The organism is Rhizobium sp. YIM 134829, from assembly GCF_046546455.1.
The window spans coordinates 901,178-926,214 of the sequence record NZ_JBKHKI010000001.1 but is presented as its reverse complement, the minus strand read 5'-3'; the positions used below and the strand labels follow the sequence as shown (position 1 = coordinate 926,214).

The following is a 25,037-nucleotide window of genomic DNA, read 5'->3' as shown; positions in this document are numbered from 1 at the left end:
TCAGTCTGTGCCCATCGCTTCCGAAATCAGCTCGTCTGCGGCTTCGGCCAGCAGCAGATCCTGCGACTGACCGGGCACCGCCTCGCGCCCGATCTCCAGCATGATCGGCACGGCGAGCGGAGAGACCCGCGTCAGCGGCCGGTGGGTGATGTGGCTCTTGATTCGCATCAGCATATCGCCAAGCCGCCCAATATCCAAAAGCCCGGTTGCCGCATCGTTACGCGTCGCTTCCAGAAGGATGTGATCCGGCTCATGGCTACGCAACACGTCGTAAATAAGGTCGCTCGAGACGGTCACCTGCCGACCGGTCTTTTCCTTGCCCGGATGGCGCGGCTCGATCAGGCCGGCAATGATCGCGCAATTGCGGAAGGTGCGCTTCAAAAGGAAGCTTTCGTCCAGCCAGGCCTCGAGATCGTCGCCCAGCATATCCTCGTCGAAGAGCTCGCCGAGCGAGGGGCGTCCGGCCGCAAAGGCGGCGCCAAGATCCTCCATGGCCCAGATCGCCAGGGAATAGTCGGTGGCGACGAAGCCCATCGGCTGCAGACCGGCCCGGTCCATGCGGCGGGTCAGCAGCATGCCGAGCGTCTGATGCGCCAGCCGGCCCTCGAAGGCATAGGCGATCATGAAGAAGCGGTTGCCGCGTGGGAAAGTCTCGACCAGCAGCTCATCCTCGCGCGGCAGCATGGACACATCGCGCTGCACGGAGAGCCAGTCGCGCACCTGATCGGGCAGGGCGCCATGCGCCTCCGGATCGGCCAGCATGCTCCGCACCCGGCTCGCAAGATAGGTGGAGAGCGGAAACTTGCCCCCTGCGTAGGAAGGGATCTTCGGGTCCATCTGGTAGCCCTGCGTCACCAGGCATTCGCTCTCGCGGATGCCCTCGAACCGCAGCACTTTGCCGCCGAAGAGAAATGTATCTCCGGGAGAAAGCATTTCGAGGAAGAACTCCTCAACCTTGCCGAGCGTCAGCCCACCGCGGCCGAGCATCGAGCGTTTGCTGCCGCTGACGAGGCGGACATTGAGCATCGGCGTTTCGATGATCGTGCCGACATTCAGCCGATATTGCTGCGCCACCCTGGCATTCGAAACCCGCCACAGCCCGTCCGCCGTCTTGCGGATCCGGGCATAGCGCTCATAGGTGCGCAGCGCGTAGCCGCCGGTCGCGACGAAATCGATGATCCGCTCGAAGGTTTCCCAGGCCAGGTCTCGGTAAGGCGAGGCGCTGGTGATCTCGTCATAGAGCAGCAGCGGATCGAAGGGCGCGGCGCAGGCCATGCCGAGCACATGCTGGGCGAGAACATCGAGCGCGCCACGGCCGACGGGCGGCGTGTCCTGGGCGCCAAGATAGTTCGCATCGAGCGCCGCCTGGCATTCCATCACCTCGAAGCGGTTGCCGGGCACCAGGATCGCCTGGCTCGGCTCGTCCATTCGGTGATTGGCCCGGCCGATGCGCTGGGCGAGCCGCGAGGCCCCCTTCGGCGCGCCGACATGGATGACGAGATCGACATCGCCCCAGTCGATGCCGAGATCGAGCGTCGAGGTGGCGACGACCGCTCGAAGGCGATTATCCGCCATGGCCGCCTCCACCTTGCGGCGCTGGCCGGCATCGAGCGAGCCGTGATGCAGCGCGATCGGCAGGCTGTCCTCGTTGATCGTCCAGAGCTCCTGGAAGAGCAGCTCCGCCTGGTTGCGGGTGTTGACGAAGAGGAGTGCCGTCTTGTGGCGTTTGATCGCCTCGTAGACCTCGGCCATGGCATAGCGGGCCGAATGGCCCGCCCAGGGCACGCGGCCGTCGCTCTTCAAAATCGAGATGTCCGGCTTGGCGCCGCCTTCGACCAGGATCACGCCGGCATGGCGCTCCTCCTCCGGTGCCTGCGATACGAGCCAGCGCTGCAGGTCCATCGGATCGGCGACCGTTGCCGAAAGGCCGATGGTGGTGAGATCCGGAGCGAGCTTGCGAAGCCGCGCGAGGCCCAAGGCCAGGAGATGACCGCGTTTGGAGGTGACGAGTGAATGAAGCTCGTCGAAGATCACGAACTTCAGATCCTTGAAGAAGCGCTCCGCCTCGCCATTGGCGATCAGCAGCGCCACCTGCTCGGGTGTCGTTAGCAGGATATCGGGCGGATCGACCTTCTGGCGCTGGCGCTTGGCCTGGGGCGTGTCGCCGGTGCGGTTCTCGATCCGGATCGGCAGGCCCATCTCGCTGACCGGCTTCATCAGATTGCGCTCGATATCGACCGCAAGCGCCTTCAAGGGGGAGATGTAGAGCGTGTGGATGCCGCGAAAACCGCTGCCCGGAGGCACTTTGCCGCGCTCGGCAAGCGCCGTTAGCGACGGCAGGAAGCCGGCCAGCGTTTTGCCGGCCCCGGTCGGCGCGATCAGCAGCATGCTCTCGCCGGAGCGAACGCGCGCGAGCAGGTCGAGCTGATGGGCGCGCGGTTGCCAGCCCTTCTTCGCAAACCAGCGCAGAAAGGACTCGGGAAGAGCGAGCGGGCCGGACGTGCCGGTCAGGGGCGGGGCGGGGACCTGGTTCACCCTTTCAATGTAGCTCCGCCGACGCGAATTTGAAGATCTTGCACACGCCGTCGCGCAGGCTCGAGCGCCGTTCTGCACCGCTCGGTCAGAGTCGGAACCTTCTACCCGGGGCGCCGTTGTCACCTTTATGTCACAACCGGAAGAACGAGAGGAAGCGACGATGGACAAGTCTCAGCCCAAGGTCCCCGAGAACGAGATCCTGCAGGAACCGGCCGAAGGCGATCGCGCTACCATCGACCGCGAACTCGCGCGCCAGGATGACAGCGCGTCGAAGCCCCAATCGGATCAGAAGAGTGCAGCCGGCAAGGCTATGGATGATGCCGCTCCGCAGACCGGCGTCCGTCCGGGCCCCTGATCGGATGAAAAAGCTGATATCTTAGGGGTTCCGAAAGGAGTAATATGGTTGATGATGCCGCAGACGCGGGAAAGGTTTTCACATGAGCTTCACGGACAAGGGATCGGCCGGGAACGAGGCTCCGGCAGACCTGGTACGCATCAGCCACGCAAGCGCCGCCAACGCGGATCGGCCGCACGGACTGACGCTGGCGGAAGCCTATAGTCTTCCGTCCGAACCGGCCGAGCTTACGGCCGCCGACATCCGCAAGTTGCGCCTGGAAGGCCGCCGCGCCGCCTTTGAAGGCCGCTCGCAAGCGCGCTGCCCCTATGGCCTCGCCGAACAGGCGGCGCGTCGGGCTTGGCTGTCGGGCTATAACGGCGAACGCTGAAAAAGCACCGACGGGAGCGGACAGGCCGATGCCTGTTCGCCCTTGCTTGTCTGCGCTCGCCGCCACAGCGGAGTCATCACGACGAGACGTCACGATAGTGGGAGGTCAGCCCGAGAAGCGAGCAGGCGAAAAGCCGTGAGCGTCGGCGAAGGGCGGCTGACCGGTGATGAGGTCGGCCAGCAGCCGGCCGCTGGCGGGGCCGAGCGTCAGTCCGTGATGGGCGTGGCCGAAGTCGCACCAGAGGCCGGAGAGGCCTGGAACCGCGCCGATCACCGGCTTCATGTCCGGCAGACAGGGGCGCAGGCCGAGCCAGGGTTCGGCTTCCACGGGTCGGCCGAGGTCGAGAAGGTGCCGCGCTGCGGTCTCGCAGGCCTTTAGCTGGATGTCGTTGGCCGCGCGATCCGCCGCGGCGAATTCGATTCCCGTCGTCAGCCGCAGGCCCTGGCGCATCGGCGCCAGCACATAGCCTGCGTCTTCATCGACCACCGGCCGCCCCGGCATGGCGTCTGCTTCCTGATGGTAATGGCGGTGATAGCCGCGCTTGACCGCCATGGGCACCCTTAAACCGAAGCGAGCCAGAAGCGCCGCCGACTGGGGCCCAAGCGCCACGACCACATCGCGGGCGACGACCCGGCCCTCTGCCGTCTGTACCGCCCAGCTGTTTCCGTCCTGCTCCAATGTGTCCGCGTCACCAACGGCAAGATGGCCTCCCTGGTGCGTGAAGAGGGCGGCATAGGCGGTGGTCAGTGCCAGCGGGTCCTCGACACTCAGTGGATCTTCCCAATGCACCGCACCGGCGATCGGCGCCCCCTCGCTGAAGGCCGGCTCCAGAGCAAGAAACGACGCGCGGTCGAGAATCGAGACGGCGAGGCCGTGGGAGCTGCGAAGCTGCTCGGCCTCGCGCGCTGCAAGGGCGAAGGCGGCGGGGTTCTTGTAGAGCGAAATCCAGCCGCCGGCGCGCATCAGCGGCTCGGCTCCGGCCCGCCGGGCGAGCGCCCTGTGCTCGTCGATCGAGACCTCGATCAGCGGCAGCAAGGCGGCGGCCGAAGCTTCCAGGGCTTTCGGGGCCGAAGCCTGCCAGTAGCGTAGCAGGAAGGGGGCGATCTTCGGCAGATGGGACCAGTCATAGCGCACATCCGAGCGCCGGTTCAGCCCATAGGCGAGGAGGGCGGAGAGCTTGCGCGGGAAGGCATAGGGCACGACGGAGGAGCGTTCGATCAGCCCGGCATTGCCATAGCTCGTGCCATGGCCGGGAGCGGCGCGATCGACGAGCACGACCGAGCGGCCCCGATCCTGAAGGTGGAGGGCGGCACTGACGCCGACGATGCCGGCGCCGAGAACGAGACAATCGAGGGTCATGGATGCTCAGGCTTCATGGGCCGCGACGGTCGGAAAAACCCGACCGGAACGGCGAAAAGAGAGCCGGAGCGCAGCGTTCGGCGCTCCGGCATCAAGCGAGGCGGGGCGCCCGAAAGCGCCGGCCCGATCTCCTTCTCAATAGATATCGAAGGGGAAGTATTTCTGGTTGATCTTGGCGTAGGTGCCGTTCTTGACGATCGCCTCGATCGCGGCGTTGAACTTTTCCTTCAGCGGGTCGCCCTTGCGCAGGCCGATGCCGACTTCCGTCTGGGTGCCCGGGACATCGCCCAAGAGCTTGCAGCAGTCCTTGCCGTCCTTGTTCAGCCAATCGACCAGCACGAACTTGTCGACGATCAGCGCATCCAGGCGGCCGTTCTGCAGATCGGCGGTCGCCTCGTCATTGCTGGGATAGAGCTTCACTTCGGCGCCGTCCTTGCCGTAGTGATCCTCGGCATAGTCGGCTTGGGTCGTGGAGCCCTGCGCGCCGATCGTGTGGCCCTTCAGATCGTCGGCGGCCACGCCCTTGATCGCGCTGTCCTTCGGCACGCCGATCGACAGCGGCTGGGAATAGTACTTGTTGGTAAAGTCGATCTGCTTCTTGCGTTCTTCGGTGATAGACATGGAGGCGACGATCGCGTCGAACTTCTTGGCGGTCAGCGCCGGGATCATGCCGTCCCATTCCTGCGCGACGATCGTGCACTTGGCCTTCATCTCCGCGCAGAGCGCATTGGCGATATCGACGTCCATGCCTTTCAGGCTGCCGTCCGTATCGGCATAGTTGAAGGGCGGATAGGCGCCCTCCGTCGCGATGGTGATCGTGTCTTCGGCCCGGGCAAGCCCGGTTGCGGTCAGGATCAGGCCGGCGGTCATCAGAATCGTCTTCACGCGCATTCCCCTTTTTGGTCTTGTTCTGAAGCCGTTGTCGGCCCGGAGCGCAGGTTAACGCAGCGCGTGCGGCGCACAAGCCACAGAATGAAAGGGACCCACCTTCTCCTGATGCAGAATGCGCATCGTATTCCAGCGAAACGTCATGAATGCCGTTTTATACCGGCTCAAAGCGCAATATAGCGGTCGGCGCGGTGGTTGATCGTCAGGAAGAGATTGAGCGCGACAGCGCCAAGCACGGAGTAGAGCACGATCGGCGGCGTCGTGACGAAGAAGGCAGCCGCCAGCACGCAGAGGTCGATCGCCAGTTGCACCAGCCCGGCGCGGATGCCGAAGCGCTCCTGCAGATAGACGCCGAGAATGCCGACACCGCCGAGGCTGGCGCGGTGGCGATAGAGCGCCAGCAGGCCATAGCCGAGCAGCAGCCCGCCAACCAGTGCCGCCCAGCCGGGGTGGATCGAGGAGATGACGAAGAAGCGGGATTGCAGGTCGGCGATCACCGAGGTCAGCCCGATGGCCGCGAATGTCTTGAGTGTGAAGGCGAGGCCGAGGCGTTTCAGGGAGAGATAGAAGAAGGGGAGGTTGAGGAGGAAGAAGGCCAGGCCGAAATTGACGCCGAACGCGTAGTGGAGAAGGAAGGCAATACCGGCGGTGCTGCCGGTCAGAAGCCCGGCGCTCGCGAGAAGATAAAGCCCGAGGGCAGAGACCAGGCTGCCGGTCAGCACGCCTTGCACATCTTCGAGCGGGGAATGGCGAGTGGCGTTGCTGTTCCACACGCCGAGAGCGGACATCAGGGTCATGGCACGAACTCCGCGAAAAGGGCGAACGAGGGCAAGCACCGGTCATCCGGCGCGGCGACGGGAATGGGAGAATGGTGCATCGAGTGCCGAGCGAACATGCGGGTGAGCCGCTCCGACCCCTGCAGGATCGGGCTTTTCGACGCTTTCGGCAAGAAAAATATGTAAGCCTTGCTGACCTATTTCAACTTCGCAGCAATGTTTCGCCTACAGCCTCCGACGCGCAACGAACAGGATGCCGGCAATCGGCATTCCGCCATCTTTGCGAATGGTGCGCCGCTCGATTTGGACGATGTCGAACTCGGAACGGGTGCAAAGCCTGCGCAGATGGGCTTCCGAATGGGCGTAGCGCAGCGAGGGGCGCAACACGACATCGCCATCCGCCCCTGCATCCTCGACCGAGAAGGCGAGGAGGCCACCTGGCTTGACGAGACGGGGGAGGAGGGCAAAGGGGGCCTCGAGGTCCCCCAGATACATCAGCACATCCGCAGCGGCGACCAGATCGGCCCGCTCTTCCGGATAACCCTCTTCGAAGAGGCCCGAGGCTGTCGCGGCAAGCGACAGGTCAGCTTGGCCGAGATGGTCATAGAGCCCCTTTTCGGCCGCCTTGGCCAGCATGCCGGCCGAGAGGTCGAAGCCTTCAAGCCTCGACACCGCATTGCGGATCTCCGCGCCGAACAGGCCGGTCCCACAGCCGAGGTCGACCGCGAGGGGGATGGGGCGCGCATCGACGAGCGGAAGCACGAGGGCCGCGAGCGCCTGCGGCACGGTATAGTCGAGCCGCTCGACGAGAGCCGCGTCGAAGCGGTCGGCATAATCGTCGAAGAGCCGGGCGACATAGGCGCTTGGTGCCTGAGCGGGCGGAGCCTCGCCGAGCAGAACGGCCCGTTTCAGCCCGGCGCCGAAGAGATCATCGGGACTGAGCGCCAAAACCTTATCCAAGGCAGCGGCGGCCGCCTCTTTCCGGCCGGATTTTTCCTCATAGTCGGCAAGCCGGAACCAGCCGGCCGCCCAGCCTGGTGCCAGTTCCAGCGCTTGGCGCATCAAGTCGGCAGCGCCGTCTTGATCGCCGCTCGCGGCCAGCATCAGGGCATATTCGGCCCGCCGGTCGGCGATGAGATCGCCGGAGCTGAGCTGGTGGGGAATCATCGGCGGGGTCCTCGGGCGGGCGGCTGGCGGCAGATAGGGCGGGCAGCCACGTAAAAGCAAGCCTGTCCATCGGCTGCCTCAGCGGACGTCCCGCTTGCGGCCGCTGTCGTTTCACCGCACAAGGCGGAACCGAGTTGTGAAAGGAAGAAGGGGCCGATGGCCGAAGGTCTAAACAGGTTTCTGGGCGATTCGCCCCTGCGGGTGATCGTCAAGCTGGTGGTCGTGTCGGTCATCGTCGGGTTCGTCATGACCTTCTTCGGCTGGACGCCCTATGAGATCTTCGACGGCGTGCGCTATTTCCTGCTCGATCTCTGGCATTCGGGTTTCGATGCGCTGGGCGCGGTCGGTGATTATCTGGTGATCGGTGCCGTGGTCGTCATCCCGGTCTTCCTGCTCATCCGGCTCGTGAACTTCCGGCGCTGACATGGCCTATTTTCCGCTGACCAGCCGCCGCGCCTTCCTGGCCGGCACAGCCGCCCTGTCTCTCGCCACGCTTGCCGGCTGCAGCACAACGGAGGTGCTGGCCCCGCCCGGTTCGGGAAGCGACGAAACGGACACCGTGCTCGGCCTCATCAACAAGCTGCGGCAGAGCCGCGGGCTCGGGCCGCTGGTGCGCGATGAGGCGGCGGCCAAGGCGGCGCTCTCCCAGGCGGACCGCATGGCGAAGGCCGGCAAGATGTCCCATCTGATCGGCCTGACCGACAGTTTTCTCGGCCGGATGAAAAGCCAGAGCGTCGCCCTGCCGGCCGCGGAGAACATCGCCGTCGGCCAGGCCGATGCGGCCAAGGCCTTCGATGCCTGGGTCCACTCACCCAAGCATCTCGAAAACATGCTCGGCCCCCGCTATAGCGGGCTCGGCGTGGCGGTGATGCGCAATCCGAAATCCGGGAACCATCCCTATTGGGCCATGGTGCTGTCCTCGCCGCCGGTCATGGACATGCCCGCTGCCGGTTGATCGCCGCATCAGCAAAACTGATTGGACGCCCCGGGGCGAAGCGGGTTTGGTAAGCCAACGCCTGATTGACCGATTCCGCGGTCCCCGGACATCCCGATGAGCACACAGACCGACACCGCCCTTTCCGGCGACACCCGCCATGAGGGCGGGCCCTTCCTCGTTACCAACCGGCTGATCCTGTCGATCGCCGTGCCGATGACGCTCGGCTTCCTGACGACGCCGCTGCTCGGCCTCGTCGATACGGCTGTCATCGGCCATATGGGCGATGCGATCCTGCTTGCCGGCCTTGCGGTCGGCGCGGTGATCTTCGACCTGATCTTCACCACCTTCAACTTCCTGCGCTCGGCCACCACCGGCCTCGTCGCCCAGGCCTATGGCCGCGGCGATCCGACGGAGGAGCAGGCGGTGTTCTGGCGCTCGCTGGCGATCGCGCTCGTCTCGGGTGTCGTCCTGGCGCTCGCTTCGCCGCTGCTTCTCTGGCTCGGCCTGTTGGTGCTCGCCCCCGGAGCGGAGGTGGAGGCGGTGACGCGGACCTATTTCTTCTGGCGTATTCTCGCTGCCCCTGCCTCGCTCGCCAACTACGCGATCCTCGGCTATGTGCTCGGCCGCGGCCAGGGCACGCTGGGTCTCTTGCTGCAGACGCTGATCAACGGCGTCAACATCGTGCTGTCGATCACGCTCGGCCTGGTGCTCGGCTGGGGCGTAGCGGGCGTCGCCATCGCCACCATGATCGGCGAGATCGCCGGCGCGCTCATCGGCTTCCTCCTCGTCTTCTCCCGCTTCGACCGGCGCTTCCGCCCGCCGCTCGCCCGCCTGCGCGATCCGGCTCAGCTGAAAAAGCTCTTCAGCCTCAACCGCGACATCATGATCCGCTCCTTCGTGCTGCTCGCCACCTTCCTGCTGATGACCCGCGTCGGCACGGGCTTCGGCCCGGTCACGCTCGCCGCCAATGCGGTGCTGATGACCATCTTCATGGTCGCCGGCTATTATCTGGACGGGCTTGCGAATGCGGCCGAGCAATTGACGGGACGGGCGATCGGGGCGCGCTTTCGTCCGGCCTTCGACCGGGCGCTGAAGATGACGGCCGTCTGGTCCTTCGCGCTCGCCGCACTGACGACGCTCCTCTTCTTCCTGATCGGCAACTGGGTGGTGGAAACGCTGACAACCGCCGAGGATGTACGCGCGGTGGCGAAGATCTATCTGCCCTGGGCGGCGATCACCGCGATCACCGGGTCGCTTGCCTTCCTCATGGATGGCGTCTTCATCGGCGCCACCTGGTCGCGCGACATGCGCAACATGATGGTCGCGGCCTTTCTCGTCTATCTTGCGGCGATCGCTGTGCTGGTCCCGGCCTTCGGCAATCACGGCCTCTGGGCGGCGCTCAATCTCTTCCTCGTCTGCCGCGGGCTCTTCCTGCTGCGGCTCGTGCCGCGCCGCTCGGCTCAGGCCTTTGCGGCCCAGTGATCGGTCTCACTGTTGCGCAGCTCGCGGATCGAGGAGAGGCCGCGGCTGTCGCAAAGTTTCGACAGTCCGCGCACGATCCGGCCGGGGAGGCTCGGGCCGCGATAGACCATGCCGGAATAGAGCTGCACGAGATCGGCGCCCGCCCGGATCTTGGCCACCGCCGTCTCGACATTGTGGACACCGCCAACGCCGATGATCGGCAGATCGGGGCCGAGCCGGCGGCGCATCTTGGCGAGCACGATGGTGGAGGCTTCGAAGAGCGGCCGGCCGGACAGGCCGCCGGCCTCGCTCGCCCGGCGGCTGTCGGAAAGCCCCGCGCGCGACAGCGTCGTGTTGGAGACGATCAGCCCGTCGAGCGGATGGGCGAGGGCCTCGGCCGCGATGTCGTCCATGCCCTCGTCCGTGAGGTCCGGCGCGATCTTCAGGAATACCGGCACACGGCGGGCGCCGGCAGCGGCCTCCGCCTCCCGCGCGGCGAGAACCGCGGAGAGCAGTGCCGCGAGGCTTTCCCGCGCCTGCAGGTCGCGCAGGCCCGGCGTGTTGGGAGAAGAGATATTGATCGTGAAATAGCTGGCGACGCCGGCAAAGGTGCGGATCCCCTGCACATAGTCGTCGATCCGGTCGACCGAATCCTTGTTAGCGCCAATATTGACGCCGATCAGCCCGCCGCGCGTGCAGGCCTTCAGACGCTCCAGGGCCGCAGCGTGGCCCTCATTGTTGAAGCCCAGCCGGTTGATCACCGCTTCGTCCTCGATGAGGCGGAAGATACGCGGCTTCGGATTGCCAGCCTGCGGCTTGGGCGTCAGCGTGCCGACCTCGGTGAAGCCGAAACCGAGCTTCAGCAGCGCTTCCGGCACCTCGGCATTCTTGTCATAGCCGGCGGCAAGGCCGATTGGGTTCGGGAAGGCGAGGCCGGCAATGGTCTGTCGCAGGCGCGGATCGGCCGGCGCCGGCGCGCCCGGCACCAGTCCCGTCTTCAGCGCCTTGATCGACAGGCCGTGCGCCTGCTCCGGGTCGGCGAGGAACAGGGCTTTCTGGGCGATCCTATCGAGCCGAATCCTCATGCGAGCGGCTCCGGAAAGCGATGCGTGCCGTCCGGTCCAAGCCGCAGCGCCTGATCGGACAGCACCGCCGAAAGCGGCATCGGCCCGTAGAGATGCGGAAACAGCGCACCACCCCGCGAGGGCTCGTAGACCAGCGCTTCGCCAAGCGCATCGCCGTCGACCGCAAGCAGCACCAGATCGTCCTGGCCGGCGAAATGGCGGCGGGCGGTCTCCTGAACCTGTTCGGCGGTGGAGTAATGGATGAAGCCGTCCGCCTCATCCACCGGCGCGCCCTTGAAGATCCCGGCCTCCCGTGCGGACTGCCAGAGAGAGGCAGGGAGGATCTTGTAGATGATGCTGCTCATGTTTTGCCCTGCAAGACCTGGTCACCGCGCCGGCGCATGGCGCTTTCGTCGTGGACTTGCCGCAAATATGCGCAATTGTCCACATCCGACGCGCCGCTCGGCGTGCTGAGACAGGAGACCGACCGATGATCCGCCACCGTTCCCGCCTCGCCGCCGCTGTGCTTTTTGCGGTCCTTCCCCTCGGCCTTAGCAGTGCTGCCGCTGAAGAGGCGGCGCCGGGACGCTATTCCATGCAGCGCGTCGAGGGCGGCATTGCCCGGCTCGACACGCAGACGGGCGAAGTCACGCTCTGCCAGGACAAGGATGGGCAGATGACCTGCCGCATGGCCGCCGACGAGCGCACGGCCTATGATCTGGAGCTCGATCTCCTGACCAAGAGGGTCGAGGCGCTGGAGCAGGCGGCGGGAACGACGAGCGACAGTTTCAAGCCGCGCCTGCCCACGCAGGAAGAGATTGACCAGACCATGGGCCTCATGGAAAGAATGATGCGCAGTTTCATGGGGATCGTTCGCGATCTCGACGGCGGGGAGAGGAGCCCCGCACCCGAGCCCGGAAGCGAGCCCCAGAAAACGTGAGACTCGACGTCGAGCCGGCGCCGTCAGCCTGGAGGGGGTGACGGCCGGCGGCGACCCTTTTTCGTCAGCATGCGTTCTGGGAGGGAACATCATGACGGACAGAATGACGATCATCGTGGCGGACGACCATCCGCTGTTCCGCGGGGCCATGCGCCAGGCGCTCGTTAGCGCCGCCGAGGGCGCCGCCATCGTCGAAGCGGGCGATTTCGCCGCGGTGCGCGCGGCAGCGGCCGCCCATCCAGAAGCCGATCTGCTGCTGCTCGATCTCACCATGCCCGGCGGCAGTGGTCTTTCCGGCCTGATGGCGCTGCGCAGCGAGTTTCCCTCATTGCCGATCATGGTCGTCTCCGCCCATGACGATGCCGGAACGGTCGATCGCGCGCTGGCGCTCGGCGCCTGCGGCTTTCTGCCGAAGTCCTCGGGCATCGAGGAGATTCGCCGCGGCATCGAGACGGTGATGGCCGGGGATGTCTATGCGCCCGAAGGCATCCGCCGTGGGGACGGCGAGGATGCCGACCTGCGCAGCCTCGTCCAGCGGCTCTCGACGCTGACGCCGCAGCAGTCGCGCGTCCTCTCCATGCTCGCCGAAGGGCTGCTCAACAAGCAGATCGCCTATGAGCTCGGTGTCTCGGAAGCGACGATCAAGGCGCATGTCTCGGCGATCCTGCTCAAGCTCAATGTCGACAGCCGCACCCAGGCGGTCATCCAGCTTTCCCGCCTGACCAGCGTCGCCGCCTGAGGCACCTTACTCGGCCGCGGCCGCCCGCTGAGCAAGCGACGCCTGGTTCAGCCAAGCGCGCAGCGAGGCGGGGCGGACCGGCTTGTTCTGCAGCACCACGCCATCGCGCTCCGCCGCAGCCCGCACCTCGGCCGATCGATCGGCCGTAAGCAGCAGGGCCGGCAGGCGGGCATCGCTCATCGCCCGCACCGCGGCAATCGCGTCGAGCCCGCTGGCCTGGTCGAGATGGTAGTCAGCGACGATCGCATCGATCCGCGGCCCCGCTGCCGCCTCTTTCGCCTCATCCAGCGAGGCGGCAAGCATAACCTGGCAGCCCCAGTTTTCGAGCAGGACCCGCATCCCGTCGAGGATCGAGGGTTCGTTGTCGATGCAGAGGACCTGAAGCCCGGTCAACGGCGTCAGAGCGGGCGTCGGCTCCCGCGCCCGGCGCCGGGCCGGCGCGGCTGCGGTGTCGAGCGGCACGGTCACGCGGAAGCGCGTGCCGCGTCCCGGCGCCGATTGCAGCTCGACCGCATGATGGAGCACGCGCGAGATCCGGTCGACGATCGAAAGCCCAAGCCCGAGGCCGGACGCGGTGCGGGCTCCTTCGTCCAGCCTTGCAAATTCCTTGAACACGGTGCGGAACTTCGAGGCCGGGATGCCGATGCCGGTGTCATAGACTTCCACCAGCGCCTGGGCTCCACGCCGTCGAACGCCGACCAGCACGCGGCCCTGTGGGGTATATTTGATGGCGTTGGAGACGAGGTTTTGCACCAGGCGGCGCAGGAGATTGGGGTCGGTGCGTACGGAAAGCTGCGTCGGCATGACGGTGAGCTTGAGCCCGCGCGCGCGGGCGACGGGGGCGAAATCGGTTTCGATGCGGCGCAGAAAGTCATTGAGCGGCACGGTCTGCAACCGCGGCTTCATGGCCCCCGTATCGAGCCGGGACAGATCGAGGACGGCGCCGAGGATGGTCTCGACCGATTCCAGCGAGGAATCGATATTGTGCACGAGGGACCGGTCATCGGTCTCGCCGAGCCGCTCCACAAGCGCGGAGGAGTAGAGCCGGGCAGCGTTGAGCGGCTGGAGAATGTCGTGCCCGGCGGCGGCGAAGAAGCGGGTCTTGCCATTATTGGCTTCTTCTGCCGCCGCGCGCGCCTCGGCCACCTCGCGGTTGACCCGCGTCAGCTCGGCCGTGCGCTCGGCGACGCGCGCCTCCAGCGTCTCATAGGCCTGTTTGAGCGCGACGTCAGCGGCGACGCGCTGGGTGATGTCGGTGCAGGTGGTCACCAGCCCCTTGTCCGGCATGGCATTGCTGCGCACCTCGACGATCCGTTCGCCGCCGGCCACCGAGAGCTGAAAGGGCTTTTCGAGGGTCATGAAATGGGAGGCGAGTGGCCCGCTTCCCTCGCGCACGCCATCCCCGCGCGCCTCGAGAATGGCGACGATCTCGCTCAAGGGCACGCCGACCTGGCCGGTGCTCTCGGGAAGCTCGAGCAGCTGGCGGAAGCGGCGGTTCCAGATGATCAGTCGATTGGCGCTGTCGAAGACGGCAATGCCCTGGTCCATCTGCGAGAGCGCGGTCTGCAGCATGTCCTGGTTATAGTGCAGCGCCTCGCTCGCCTGATCGAGCAGCCAGGCCGTATCGGAGGAGGCATCGTCCAGCCGCTGCAGCACGAGGGAAAGGACGAGGCGCGCCGAGGAGGAGCCGATCGCGCTGCCGAGCAGCTGTTCGGAGAAGGTAACGAGCGCCTGGTCGGCCGGCTGATGATCCGAGAGCGTGCGGCCGGTGCGGGTCTCGTAGCTGCGGAAGGAGCGCAGCATGCGTTCCTCGCCGAGATAGCGGGCGATCGTGGTCTTCAGGTCCAGAACGGTGATCTTGGTCTTGCGACCGCCAAAGGCGCGCTCGCTGCGCGAGGCGCGGCGGATGAAGATGCCGGCCTGCAGGCGCTCCAGCGGCTTTGGCGTGCGCGACAGCGAGAACAGCACATAGGCGAGAGCGTTGACGATCAGGCTGAAGGCGGTGGCATTGACCAGCGGGTCGGCGCCGATGCCGGAAAAGCCGTCGGCAAAGGGAAAGAGGAAGGAGAGGAGAGCGGCGGCGACGCCGGAATAGTCCGGCCCGCCGAGGCTTGGCAGGAACAGGAGATAGGCCCAGGCGAGAAAGCCCAGCGTCATGCCGGCAATGGCGCCGCGGGCGTTCGCCTGACGCCAGACAAGCCCGCCGAACAGTGCCGGTGCCATCTGCGCGATGGCGGCGAAGGAGAGGAGGCCGAGCGAGGCGAGCCCGGCCGACATGTCCGCCGCCCGGTAATAGCCATAGCCGAGCAGGAGGACGGCAAAGATCGCTCCCCTCCGGACGTTGAGCAGCAGCCCCGCCATGTCGCGCGGCACGCCGCGTCCCATGAGCTTTCGGCGCAGGAAGATCGGCATGACGATGTCGTTCGAGATCATGATCGACAGCGCGACGGAGGCGACGATGACCATGGCAGTGGCGGCGGAGAAGCCGCCGATGAAGGCGATCATCGTCAGCGTCGGGCTGTCATGGGCGAGCGGCAGCGTCAGCAGATAGAGATCGGCGACACCCTCGCCCTTGAAGGTCAGCATGCCGGCAACCGCCACCGGCAGGACGAAGAGGTTGATGGCGATCAGATAGAGCGGAAACAACAGGCCGGCGGTGCGCAGCTCCCGATCGCTGCGGTTTTCGACGACGGTCACATGGAACTGGCGCGGCAAGAGGACGATCGCAACCGCCGAAAGGCCGATCAGCAGAAGCCAGCGGGCGAGCGGCGTCTCGTAGGACAACGCCGCCATCACCTGCGCATCCGCCGCTGCCCGCGCCATCAGATCGGCCGGGCCATCAAAGAGCGCGAAGACGACATAGAGCCCGACCGCCACCAGTGCGACGAGCTTAACCACCGACTCCATGGCGATCGCGAGGATCAGCCCGTCCTGGTGCTCGGTCGCATCGGTGTGGCGCGTTCCGAAGATGATGGCGAAGCAGGCGAGAAACAGGGTGACGAGCAGCGGCAGCTCGACAAAGCCCTGCGGCCCGGCGATCTGCGCGCCCATCATATGCGCGCCGATGCCATAGCCGCTGGTGTCGACAAGCGCCGCCACCGAGCCGGACACGGATTTGAGCTGCAGGGCGATATAGGGAATGGCGCCCACCAGCGAAATCAGTGCGACGATGGCCGCAACCGTCGGGTTCTTGCCATAGCGCGCGCCGATGAAGTCGGCGACCGAGGTCAGCTTCTCGGCCTTGGCAAGCGCGATGATGCGGCGGATGACGGGCAGGCCGAGCGTGAACATCAGGATCGGCCCGATATAGATGCCGGTAAATTCCAGCCCCCGTTCCGCCGCCAGTCCGACGCCGCCGAAATAGGTCCAGGAGGTGCAGTAGATGGCGAGGCTTAACGCATAGACGAGCGGCCGGCCGCCGGCCGCCGTGCGCGCCTTTCGATCCCCATAGGCCGCGACTGCAAAGAGCAGCAGCAAGTAGGCAAAGGCGGTGCCGAAGATCACCGTGCCGGACAGCATGCCCCATCTCCTCCAAGAGCGGTGCCCACAATAGGGGATGTGCCGCTGCTTGAAAATCGCCGCGCGGCTGCGTCTTAAGTCGAAGGGCCGTCCATCGGCCCATATCGGCTAGGAACTTCTTACAGTCAGACCTGTCTGACGCTTTCCTTTCGTGCGCGACAGGCTAAGTTCAACGCTGGGGCGCAAATCTGCGGTCCGTTCGGGGATTGGTCCGTTTCGTCAGGAGAGCGGGAGCATGTTGAACGAGTTCAAGCAATTTATCGCCAGGGGCAACGTCATGGATCTCGCCGTCGGCGTGATCATCGGCGCGGCCTTCGGCAAGATCGTCGATTCGGTCGTCAATGACCTTGTGATGCCGATCGTCGGCGCGATGACCGGCGGCGGGTTCGATTTTTCGAACTACTTCATCGCGCTGACCGGAAATGTCACGGCGACGACTCTGGCCGAGGCCCGCAAGCAGGGCGCGATCTTCGCCTATGGCAATTTCGTCACCGTCGCCATCAACTTCGTCATCCTCGCCTGGATCATCTTCCTCATGGTCAAGGCCGTGAACCGGCTCCGCGCCTCCGTGGAACGGGACAAGGCCGCCGGCAAGGAAGAGGCAGCCCCGCCGCCGGCCGACGTGCTGCTCCTGACCGAGATCCGCGATCTGCTGCGCAGCCAGCGCGTGTAGGCCGCCGCCGATCGGCGAGCCATCCATCACAAAAGTCGATCGTCGCGTCAGCACTTCTTGCGTGAAACACGGGCGCGAAGCGGCTAGGAAGCAGGCTTGACCTCTCTCGGCCGGCCTCCGGCCGGCCGCTTCGGAGCCGCCCATGTCCATCCTTGCCCATCCGCTGTCCTCCATCAGCCGCCGCGCCCTGGAGGCGCCCGAAAGCGGGATCGTCGAGGTGGTCAATTACGCCCGCGGGCGGGACGGTCTCATTCCGCTCTGGGTGGGCGAGGGAGATCTGCCGACGCCTGACTTCATCTCGCGCGTCGCCCGCCAGTCGCTCAGCGATGGCGAGACCTTCTACACCTGGCAGCGCGGCGTACCGGCACTGCGCGAGGCGCTGTCGCGGTACTATTCTCGCCATTTCGACGCGACGCTTGCCGCCGACCGCTTCTATGTCACCGGCTCCGGCATGCAGGCGATCAAGATCGCGCTCGAAGCCCTGACCTCGCCCGGCGACGAGGTGGTCTATCTGACCCCGGCCTGGCCCAATTTCGCAGCCGCTGCGGCCATTTCCGGCGCTAATCCGATTTCGGTGCCGCTTTCCTTCGACAATGGACGCTGGCAGCTGGACCTTGACCGGTTGGAGGCAGCGATCACGCCGAAGACCCGGGTCCTTTTCGTCAACACCCCGTCCAACCCGACCGGCTGGACGGCCACGAAGGAGGATCTGCGGGCGCTCCTCGATCTCGCCCGCAAGCACGATCTCTGGATCATCGCGGATGAGATCTACGCCCTTTATTTCTATGCCGATGCCCGCTCACCGTCCTTCCTCGATGTCATGGCGGAGGAAGAGAAGATCGTCTTCGTCAATTCCTTCTCCAAGAACTGGTCGATGACCGGCTGGCGGATCGGCTGGATCGTCGCGCCCGCGGCGCTCGGCCAGGTGCTGGAAAACCTCATCCAATATTCAACATCCGGCGTCGCCGCCTTCATTCAGGCGGGCGCCATCACCGCGCTCGATGACGGTGACGCTTTTCTGCAGGCGAACGTGGTCCGGGCAACGCAGTCGCGCGACATTCTCTGCGATGCGCTGATCGCTACCAACCGCGTGGAGACGCTGAGGCCGGACGGGGCGATCTACGCTTTCCTGAAGATTGACGGCATCGATGACTCCCGCCGTGCCGCGATCGACATTGTCGACCGTTCGCTGGTCGGGCTTGCGCCCGGCACGGCCTTTGGCGAGGGTGGCGCGGCATTTCTGCGCGCCTGCTTCCTTCGCGATCCGCTGCAGGTTCGCGAGGCGGCGGACCGGTTGGCGGACTACATCGCGAAGCTTTGAGCGGATCGGGCCCAGGGAGGCTCGAGAAGCAGGGGACTTGTGCACTGCACAAAAACCGGTTTTTATCCGCGGCACGAACAACAAGGGATTGGACGATGGCGGTATTGGTAACGGGTGGCGGCGGGTATATCGGCAGCCACATGGTCTGGGCGCTTCTGGATGCAGGTGAGGATGTGGTGGTCATCGACCGCCTGTCGACCGGCTTCCGCTGGGCGATCGCCCCCGAAGCTCGCTTCTACGAGGGCGACATTGCCGACCAGGCCCTGCTGGCGACGATCTTCGCCGACAATGCCATCGACGCCATCATTCATTTCGCCGGCTCCATCGTCGTGCCGGACTCGGTTGCCGATCCTCTCGGCTACTACGAGAACAACACCGTGAAGTCACGCAGCCTGATCGAAAGCGCGGTCAAGGCGGGCGTTCCCTATTTCGTCTTCTCCTCGACCGCTGCCGTCTACGGCACGCCGGATGTCCTCGAGCCGGTAACGGAAACCGTGCCGCTGCGCCCGGAATCGCCCTATGGCTCCTCGAAGCTGATGACGGAGATCATGCTGCGCGACACCGCGGCGGCCCATCCCTTCACCTACACGGCGCTGCGTTACTTCAACGTCGCCGGCGCCGATCCCAAGGGGCGGTCCGGCCAGTCCTCCGCGCTTGCCACGCATCTGATCAAGGTCGCCTGCGCGACCGCGCTTGGTAAGCGCGAATCGATGAGCGTGTTCGGTACGGATTACCCGACCCCCGATGGTACCTGCGTGCGGGATTACATCCATGTCTGGGATCTGGTGCAGGCGCATTTGAAAGCCCTGCAGCGCATGCGCGCCGGCGGCGGCTCGTTGGCGGCCAATTGCGGCTATGGCCATGGCTTCTCGGTCCTTGAGGTGCTGGACACGGTGAAGAAGGTGCATGGCGCCGATTTCCCGGTCAATTTTGCCGGCCGTCGTGCCGGCGATCCGGCCATGATCGTCGCCAATCCTGGGCTTGCTCGCAAGGAGCTGAACTGGGAGCCGGAGTTCGACGATCTGGAGCGCATCGTCCGCAGTGCGCTCGATTGGGAAGACCGCCTGTCGCGCCGCAACGCGGTGGAGTGAAACTCTCTGCTTAGAGAGCGCGGTCCACGCCAGTTTGACAACAGCTTCGGCTTTTAAGTTTGGGTCCGACCTGATCCCTCTTCGGACCTTATCCTGCCGATGCTTGCCAAGACGCTGACGCCAAGCCCTGTCTCCACCCTGCGCCCCCTCCGGCGCCGGGCGGAATGGAGTGCGGCATGAAGGCGGTGATTCTTGCCGGCGGGCTCGGCTCTCGCATTGCCGAAGAGACGCATCTGCGCCCCAAGCCCATGATCGAGATCGGCGGCCGGCCGATCCTCTGGCACATCATGAAGATCTACTATGCCCACGGCATCCGCGACTTCATCATCTGCTGCGGCTTCAAGGGCTACATGATCAAGGAGTACTTCGCCAATTACGGGCTGCATATGTCGGACATCACCTTCGACCTTGCCCGCAACAGCGTCGAATTCCACCGCCAGAGCGCCGAGAACTGGCGGGTGACGCTGGTGGATACCGGCGAGAACTCCATGACCGGCGGCCGGCTGAAGCGCGTCGCGCGCTATCTCGAAGAGGATGAGGCCTTCTGCTTCACCTATGGCGATGGCGTCAGCAGCATCGATATCGGCGCCACCATCGCCTTTCATCGGTCTCATGGGAAACTGGCGACGGTCTCGGCCGTTCGCCCGCCGGCGCGCTATGGCGCCCTGCAGCTCGAAGGCAACGAGGTGCGCGGCTTCATCGAGAAGCCCGAAGGCGAGGGCGGGTTCATCAATGGCGGCTTCTTCGTGCTCTCGCCCCGCTGCATCGATCGCATCGACGGCGATCATGTGAGCTGGGAGGGTGAGCCGCTGACGGGGCTCGCCGCATCGGGCGAGTTGCGCGCCTTTCTTCATGAGGGGTTCTGGCAGCCGATGGATACGCTGCGCGACAAGAACCATCTCGAAAGCCTCTGGCAAAGCGGCACTCCGCCTTGGAAGGTCTGGTAAGCATGACAGCGAATTTCTGGTACGGCAAACGTGTTCTCGTCACCGGGCACACCGGCTTCAAGGGAAGCTGGCTGGCGCTTTGGCTGAAGGAGCTGGGGGCGGAGGTCACCGGCCTTTCGCTCGCGCCGCAGACCGAGCCCTCGCTGCATCGCCTGCTGGACGGTGCCTGTGAAGGACCGGGCATTCTCGACATTCGCGACCGCACCGCCGTGCTCAATCATGTGCTGCGCAGCCGGCCGCAGATCGTCTTCCACCTCGCCGCACAGGCGCTGGTCAGAGCCGGCTATCGCAATCCGGCCGAGACCTATGACATCAATGTGCTCGGCACCGCCAATCTGCTCGATGCGCTGCGCGTGGCCGAGGATATCCGCTCGATCGTCGTCGTCACCACCGACAAGGTCTACCACAACCCGGAAACCGGGCTGGCCTTCATGGAAAGCGATCCGCTCGGCGGGCATGATCCCTATTCGGCAAGCAAGGCGGCGGCGGAAATCGTCGCGGCCTCCTATCGCGCCTCCTACTTCGCCGCCCGCGGCGTTGGTCTCGCAACAGCCCGGGCCGGCAATGTCATCGGCGGCGGCGACTGGGCGGAGGACCGGCTGATCCCCGATGCCGTGCGCGCCTGGCAGGCCGGCGCCGTGCTGCACGTGCGCCGCCCGCGCGCCGTGCGCCCTTGGCAGCATGTGCTGGAGCCGCTCGGCGGCTATCTCGGCCTCGCCCAGCGCCTCTGGCACGCGCCGGATGGCATGGAGAGCTATAATTTCGGCCCCGACCATGGCGAGGCTGCCTCGGTCGGCGCCGTGCTGACGATGGCGGAGAAGCATTTCGGCCGCGGCGGAGTCCTGCTCGGCGACGGCTCGGAAGGCCCGCACGAGGCCGGCTATCTCGTGCTCGACAGCGCCCGGGCCCGCAGCGAGCTCGGCTATCATCCGCGCTGGCGGCTGCAGGAAACCGTGCGCCGGACCATGCAATGGTATCGCGGCCTGAACGAAGGCACCTCGGCGCGTGAGCTCTGCCTCGCCGATATTCGCGACTTCATCCATGCCGGTCGGCGTGAGCCGCAATGGAGAGCCGCGGGATGAGCGACCGCTTCGCGATCGAGACGGACGCGCTCGGCGGCGTTCTCCTCCTGGCGCGCAAGCGCCTCGCGGACGAACGCGGCCATTTCTCGCGCGTCTTCTGCGCCGAGGCCTTCGCGTCTTTCGGCTGGACGCAGCCGGTCTCCCAGATCAATGAGAGCCGCACCCGCCGGCGCGGCACGGTACGCGGATTGCATTACCAGCGACCGCCCTTCGCGGAGAAGAAGCTCGTTTCCTGCCTGGAAGGCGCGATCCTCGACGTCGCGGTCGATATCCGTCATGGTTCGCCGACCTTCCTCCAAAGCTTCTCAGCCGAACTCTCTGCCGAAAACGGCCGCTCCATGCTGGTGCCGGAAGGCTTTGCCCACGGTTTCCAGGCTCTCACCGACGAGGTTCAGGTCGTCTACGCCACCTCCGCGCCCTATGCGCAGGATGCGGAACAGGCCCTGCATAGCCTTGACCCGGCGCTTTCGATCGCCTGGCCGCTCGAAGTCGTCAATCTCTCGCCGCGCGACGCCGCGCATCCCTTCCTTTCCACGAGCTTCACGGGACTGACACTGTGATGAAACAAGGCACGCCGGGCCTCGGTGCCCCAAAGATTACGGACGAAAAGTTGACGCTCTGCCTGCCCGACCCGACGCCCGCTGTCGCCTTCGCTCTGGAGCGGCTCGGCTGGCACTCGATCGCAGCTGAAAAGGCCCTGGCCGAGGCAAAGGCGGAAGAGGCGGCGCGAACCGCCCGCCCCGCGATCTGAGCCAGGCTCAGGCCTTGGATGTGACGTCGCCCTCACCGGACGGAGACAGGATGTTGTCTTCGAAATCGATGCTGTGGCGGATCAGCTGCGACCAGAGCCGGTCGTAGAACACCGGATCGAGGCCAAGCGCGGCGGCATGGGCGCGGACATTCGCCCGCACCTCATCGACGCGCGAGGGGATATCGGCCGGCAGCCCGGCCTCCGCCTTGATCTCGGCCGCGCGATTGATGAAGCTCCAGCGCTCGGCAAGCAACTCTATCAGGCTTCGATCGATCCGATCGATCTCCGCACGCAGTTCCTCCATCGACCGGCACTCCGCCGCCTGTTTCATTCTGCTTCGTCCTGCTCAAGCGCGGCCATCCGAAGGGCAGCCACTTCGATCCTTCTCGAGCCGCCCTTCTAGATCAGTTTGCTGCGCCTGCGAACCGCTTTCCGCGAATTGCCTCTCTCTCCAGACACCGCCTGCAAGCCAGCCTCGCGAAAGCCGATCGCTATAGCCTGATGGAAACGGAGATCTCTAATGCGCCAGCCGCCAATCCTGACCATTTGCGTTCCCTCGCGAAACCGCCAGGAAACCTTCAAGAAGACGATCGAGAGCCTCGTCGTCTCGCTGCGTACCGATATCGAATTCATCTTCGCCGACAATTCCGACGATCCCTCGATCATGAACAGCTTCATGACCGACGTCATCCGCGACCCGCGCGTCACCTACCTCCCAAGCACCGACCGCGTCCTGCCCATGAACGCCAACTGGGAGCGCTGCGTGGACGCGGCCTGCGGCGACTTCCTCTGCGTCATCGGCGATGATGATTATGTGGATCCGGATGTGGCAGACCTTCTCAGGACGCTTTGCGAGAACGAGCGCGATGTCGATGTTCTGGTCTGGTCGCGCCTCAATTACAATTGGCCGGACAACCGCAAGATCCCCTGCAGCGTGGGCGTTCCGCTTGGAACGCGCCTTGAGGAGGTGAAGCGAGAGCATCTGTTTCAGGAATTCTTCTCCTGGCAGACCCACGATTCAACGCCGCATTGCCCATTCTCGATCTACCATGGCGCGGTGTCCCGCAGGGTTATCGACTCGAACAAAGCCCGTTTTGGGGGCCGCCATTTCAGCCATTTGACCGTCGACTTCGAAACGAGCTGCAAGCTTCTGGTCAACGCCAAACGCTTCTTCTATTGCGAGCGTCCTTTTTCGGTACTCGGCGCATGCTTCGCCAGCAATTCAGGTACGATCGGCAATCCTAATGAACTCAAGCGCCGACACGCCGAAATCATGGCCGAGCTCGGTCGCAACATGGACGAAGATCCATATATGAAGGACTTTCCCTTCGGCTGCATTCTTGGCGTTACCGCTGCCGTCGCCCAGGTTCAGCAATGGTTCTGCGTCACCTACGGCTTCACGCGGCCGGCAGGCTGGGAGCGCAACTTTGCAGAAGCCTGCGGCATCGATTGCGGGAATGCGAAGTCGGAACATGCCTTCGAACTGATGGTTGCAGGCTATAAGCAGGCGCTTGGACAGTGGAAGGGCGGTCGCTTCCTCAAGCACTTCAATCCGAAATATACAGAGCGGTCCAACGCAAAGGTCTTCCGAGGTATCGATAAGACGACCCTCTATCTCGACGAAGACGTGCCTGGTGTCGAGACCCCTGCCGATCTCTATCGATTTGTCGGACAGGTAATCATCTCCCCCGCTGAGATCGCAACATCTCTTGTTCGAAGGAAAGTCGCCTGATGAAGCGGACAGTCGTGTTGCCTGCGGCGAAGTCGCAATTGCCGCGACCCAAGGTTTCTATCCTGCTGCCGTCGCGAAATCGGCAATCTTACCTCCAGCAGCTCATCCTCGATTTACTCAGCAATCCGAGAGACGATATCGAGTTCGTCATCGCGGACAATTCAGACGACGGCACTATCATGCGCTCGTTCATGGAAACGGTGGATGATGTCCGTGTCCGCTTCCTCCCTTCCCTGGACCACCCGCTCGGAATGCGGGACAATTTCGAACGCTGCGTGGAAAACAGCCGTGGCGAATGGATGACGATGTGCGGGGACGACGATTACGTCGATCCGAATGTTGCGGATTTCCTCGACCACGCGTTACGGCACAGACCGGATACCGACATTATCGCTTGGTCTCGCATCTACTTCCGTTGGCCGGACAATCGCAAAAAGCCGAGCAAGATCGCTGTAAGCCTGAGCAATTTGTTCGGGGAGGTCGCGAGAGGCTTCCTGATTGATGATTACTTCATGTGGCGTCATCGCAACATGACGTCGGCAGTGCCCTTCACCGTGATTCATTGCCTCGTCTCGCGTAAGCTGATGGACGAGATCCGAAACAAGTTTGGCGGTCGATATTTTGGTCATACCACGGTCGATGTTGATAACTTCTGCAAGATTCTGGTTGCCGGCAAGCGCTTCCTTTTCTCGGCGAGACCATTCTCGATCGATGGCTCCTGTGCGCTGAGCAATCAGGCGCGCGCCCGCGGTTCGGACAGCTTTGCAAAGCTTCAAAGTGAAATGGTCGCTGACCTCGGCTTCGATCCCAATTCAGACCGCCTCATCGAAGACTTTCCATTTCCGTCAAGCCTCGGTATCGCCGCCAGTGGCGCGCAAGCCATTGAATATTTCAAGAGGAAGTACCGTTTCGCAGTCGACGGCTGGCAGCAGAATTATGCCAAATCCTGCGAGGCGGATTGCCAATTATTTTCCCTCGATCAGCCTGACTACGAGCGCAGGGTCGCAAACTACCGGGCCGCATTTTCTGCTTGGGCCGATGGCCGCTACGCCCGGTCTTTCGATCCGCCTGTTAAAAAGCCGACCGTCGTCCGGACCGAAATGCTGGGCATCAACGGTCAGAGTCTGATCGTCGACGAAACGATCGGGAACGTGCAGCGGCCGAAGCAGCTGTACGATTTCATGCAAGCCGTTCTCGCGCCGGTCGACCAGCTGGTTTTTGTGGAAGAAATGTCTTTCAGCTTTCAACACGTCGATGAACTCGAGCCGGCACCCGCCTTCAACACATCACCGCAGCGGCGCTTCGGCTGACCGACTTTTGAGGAAGAATC

Annotated in this window: 26 protein-coding genes; 16 read left to right on the top strand and 10 right to left on the bottom strand. The window is 64.6% G+C overall.

From position 1 onward, the window contains the following. Window positions 1-2,535 (bottom strand): ligase-associated DNA damage response DEXH box helicase, encoded by a 2,535-nt coding sequence (locus ACLE20_RS04485; RefSeq protein ID WP_410939017.1) that lies wholly within the window; start codon window positions 2,533-2,535, stop codon window positions 1-3. Window positions 2,536-2,695: 160 nt separating this feature from the next. Between ACLE20_RS04485 and ACLE20_RS04480 the strand changes: the two genes are divergently transcribed. Together ACLE20_RS04480 and ACLE20_RS04475 are read left to right on the top strand one after the other, a co-directional pair. Further along, window positions 2,696-2,890 (top strand): hypothetical protein, encoded by a 195-nt coding sequence (locus ACLE20_RS04480; RefSeq protein ID WP_410939016.1) that lies wholly within the window; start codon window positions 2,696-2,698, stop codon window positions 2,888-2,890. A gap of 82 nt (window positions 2,891-2,972) precedes the next feature. Beyond that, window positions 2,973-3,260: an Rmf/CrpP family protein gene (locus tag ACLE20_RS04475; RefSeq protein WP_410939015.1), complete on the top strand. Its 288-nt coding sequence runs from the start codon at window positions 2,973-2,975 to the stop codon at window positions 3,258-3,260. 105 nt (window positions 3,261-3,365) lie between these two features. Here ACLE20_RS04475 and ACLE20_RS04470 read toward each other — a convergent pair whose 3' ends face one another. The 4 genes from ACLE20_RS04470 to ACLE20_RS04455 all read right to left on the bottom strand — a co-directional run bounded on the left by ACLE20_RS04470 (window position 3,366) and on the right by ACLE20_RS04455 (window position 7,450). Next, window positions 3,366-4,619, bottom strand: coding sequence for an NAD(P)/FAD-dependent oxidoreductase (locus ACLE20_RS04470; RefSeq protein WP_410939014.1), 1,254 nt, complete (start codon window positions 4,617-4,619; stop codon window positions 3,366-3,368). 135 nt (window positions 4,620-4,754) lie between these two features. Then, window positions 4,755-5,510, bottom strand: a complete 756-nt coding sequence (locus ACLE20_RS04465) for an ABC transporter substrate-binding protein (protein ID WP_410939013.1) — start codon at window positions 5,508-5,510, stop codon at window positions 4,755-4,757. Window positions 5,511-5,671: 161 nt separating this feature from the next. Then, window positions 5,672-6,304, bottom strand: coding sequence for a YitT family protein (locus tag ACLE20_RS04460; RefSeq protein WP_410939012.1), 633 nt, complete (start codon window positions 6,302-6,304; stop codon window positions 5,672-5,674). A gap of 204 nt (window positions 6,305-6,508) precedes the next feature. Continuing rightward, on the bottom strand, window positions 6,509-7,450 hold the full coding sequence (locus ACLE20_RS04455; RefSeq protein ID WP_410939011.1) for a methyltransferase domain-containing protein: 942 nt from the start codon (window positions 7,448-7,450) through the stop codon (window positions 6,509-6,511). Window positions 7,451-7,606: 156 nt separating this feature from the next. On the opposite strand from ACLE20_RS04455, the gene ACLE20_RS04450 reads away from it, so the two are divergent. The 3 genes from ACLE20_RS04450 (at window position 7,607) to ACLE20_RS04440 (ending at window position 9,869) form a co-directional block, all read left to right on the top strand. Then, the gene (locus ACLE20_RS04450) at window positions 7,607-7,873 is read left to right on the top strand and encodes a DUF6460 domain-containing protein (RefSeq protein WP_410939010.1); all 267 of its coding nucleotides are present in this window, start codon (window positions 7,607-7,609) and stop codon (window positions 7,871-7,873) included. A gap of 1 nt (window position 7,874) precedes the next feature. Further along, window positions 7,875-8,405, top strand: a complete 531-nt coding sequence (locus ACLE20_RS04445; RefSeq protein WP_410939009.1) for a CAP domain-containing protein — start codon at window positions 7,875-7,877, stop codon at window positions 8,403-8,405. Between the two features lie 96 nt (window positions 8,406-8,501). Further along, entirely contained in the window at window positions 8,502-9,869 is a 1,368-nt protein-coding gene (locus ACLE20_RS04440) for an MATE family efflux transporter (RefSeq protein ID WP_410939008.1), read from the top strand. Here ACLE20_RS04440 and ACLE20_RS04435 read toward each other — a convergent pair. Continuing rightward, window positions 9,848-10,933, bottom strand: a complete 1,086-nt coding sequence (locus ACLE20_RS04435) for a quinone-dependent dihydroorotate dehydrogenase (RefSeq protein WP_410939007.1) — start codon at window positions 10,931-10,933, stop codon at window positions 9,848-9,850. The two genes, ACLE20_RS04440 and ACLE20_RS04435, sit on opposite strands and share 22 nt — an antisense overlap. Beyond that, complete coding sequence (locus tag ACLE20_RS04430) at window positions 10,930-11,277, bottom strand: DUF952 domain-containing protein (RefSeq protein ID WP_410939006.1); 348 nt, start codon at window positions 11,275-11,277, stop codon at window positions 10,930-10,932. Before ACLE20_RS04430 ends, ACLE20_RS04435 begins: the two co-directional genes overlap by 4 nt. Window positions 11,278-11,402: 125 nt before the next feature. On the opposite strand from ACLE20_RS04430, the gene ACLE20_RS04425 reads away from it, so the two are divergent. Beyond that, window positions 11,403-11,852 carry a hypothetical protein gene (locus tag ACLE20_RS04425; protein ID WP_410939005.1) on the top strand — a complete coding sequence of 150 codons (450 nt, stop codon included), beginning with the start codon at window positions 11,403-11,405 and terminating at the stop codon, window positions 11,850-11,852. 91 nt (window positions 11,853-11,943) lie between these two features. Further along, complete coding sequence (locus ACLE20_RS04420) at window positions 11,944-12,591, top strand: response regulator (RefSeq protein ID WP_410939004.1); 648 nt, start codon at window positions 11,944-11,946, stop codon at window positions 12,589-12,591. 6 nt (window positions 12,592-12,597) lie between these two features. Here the strand turns inward: ACLE20_RS04420 and ACLE20_RS04415 are convergent, their stop codons facing one another. After that, window positions 12,598-16,110, bottom strand: a complete 3,513-nt coding sequence (locus tag ACLE20_RS04415) for a NahK/ErcS family hybrid sensor histidine kinase/response regulator (protein ID WP_410939003.1) — start codon at window positions 16,108-16,110, stop codon at window positions 12,598-12,600. 235 nt (window positions 16,111-16,345) lie between these two features. Between ACLE20_RS04415 and mscL the strand changes: the two genes are divergently transcribed. From mscL to ACLE20_RS04380, 7 genes are all read left to right on the top strand, one after another. Further along, entirely contained in the window at window positions 16,346-16,783 is a 438-nt protein-coding gene (mscL, locus tag ACLE20_RS04410) for a large conductance mechanosensitive channel protein MscL (RefSeq protein WP_410939002.1), read from the top strand. Between the two features lie 142 nt (window positions 16,784-16,925). Beyond that, window positions 16,926-18,104 carry a pyridoxal phosphate-dependent aminotransferase gene (locus ACLE20_RS04405; RefSeq protein ID WP_410939001.1) on the top strand — a complete coding sequence of 393 codons (1,179 nt, stop codon included), beginning with the start codon at window positions 16,926-16,928 and terminating at the stop codon, window positions 18,102-18,104. Window positions 18,105-18,199: 95 nt separating this feature from the next. Beyond that, window positions 18,200-19,195 carry a UDP-glucose 4-epimerase GalE gene (gene galE / locus ACLE20_RS04400; RefSeq protein ID WP_410939000.1) on the top strand — a complete coding sequence of 332 codons (996 nt, stop codon included), beginning with the start codon at window positions 18,200-18,202 and terminating at the stop codon, window positions 19,193-19,195. A gap of 176 nt (window positions 19,196-19,371) precedes the next feature. Further along, the gene (rfbF, locus tag ACLE20_RS04395; RefSeq protein WP_410938999.1) at window positions 19,372-20,142 is read left to right on the top strand and encodes a glucose-1-phosphate cytidylyltransferase; all 771 of its coding nucleotides are present in this window, start codon (window positions 19,372-19,374) and stop codon (window positions 20,140-20,142) included. 2 nt (window positions 20,143-20,144) lie between these two features. After that, window positions 20,145-21,224, top strand: coding sequence for a CDP-glucose 4,6-dehydratase (rfbG, locus tag ACLE20_RS04390; protein ID WP_410938998.1), 1,080 nt, complete (start codon window positions 20,145-20,147; stop codon window positions 21,222-21,224). Beyond that, a complete protein-coding gene (locus tag ACLE20_RS04385) occupies window positions 21,221-21,784 on the top strand; it encodes a dTDP-4-dehydrorhamnose 3,5-epimerase family protein (RefSeq protein ID WP_410938997.1) in 564 nt (187 codons plus the stop codon). The genes rfbG and ACLE20_RS04385 overlap by 4 nt, the downstream gene beginning before the upstream one ends. Further along, a complete protein-coding gene (locus tag ACLE20_RS04380) occupies window positions 21,784-21,975 on the top strand; it encodes a hypothetical protein (RefSeq protein ID WP_410938996.1) in 192 nt (63 codons plus the stop codon). Before ACLE20_RS04385 ends, ACLE20_RS04380 begins: the two co-directional genes overlap by 1 nt. 7 nt (window positions 21,976-21,982) lie before the next feature. On the opposite strand, the gene ACLE20_RS04375 is transcribed toward ACLE20_RS04380, so the two are convergent. Beyond that, window positions 21,983-22,306, bottom strand: a complete 324-nt coding sequence (locus ACLE20_RS04375) for a chorismate mutase (protein ID WP_410938995.1) — start codon at window positions 22,304-22,306, stop codon at window positions 21,983-21,985. A 68-nt stretch (window positions 22,307-22,374) separates the two neighbouring features. After that, the gene (locus ACLE20_RS04370) at window positions 22,375-22,653 is read right to left on the bottom strand and encodes a hypothetical protein (RefSeq protein ID WP_410939151.1); all 279 of its coding nucleotides are present in this window, start codon (window positions 22,651-22,653) and stop codon (window positions 22,375-22,377) included. On the opposite strand from ACLE20_RS04370, the gene ACLE20_RS04365 reads away from it, so the two are divergent. Both ACLE20_RS04365 and ACLE20_RS04360 read left to right on the top strand, forming a co-directional pair. Continuing rightward, window positions 22,565-23,707 (top strand): glycosyltransferase, encoded by a 1,143-nt coding sequence (locus ACLE20_RS04365; RefSeq protein ID WP_410939144.1) that lies wholly within the window; start codon window positions 22,565-22,567, stop codon window positions 23,705-23,707. The two genes, ACLE20_RS04370 and ACLE20_RS04365, sit on opposite strands and share 89 nt — an antisense overlap. After that, window positions 23,707-25,017, top strand: coding sequence for a glycosyltransferase family 2 protein (locus ACLE20_RS04360; RefSeq protein ID WP_410938994.1), 1,311 nt, complete (start codon window positions 23,707-23,709; stop codon window positions 25,015-25,017). The genes ACLE20_RS04365 and ACLE20_RS04360 overlap by 1 nt, the downstream gene beginning before the upstream one ends. Window positions 25,018-25,037: the final 20 nt, after the last annotated feature.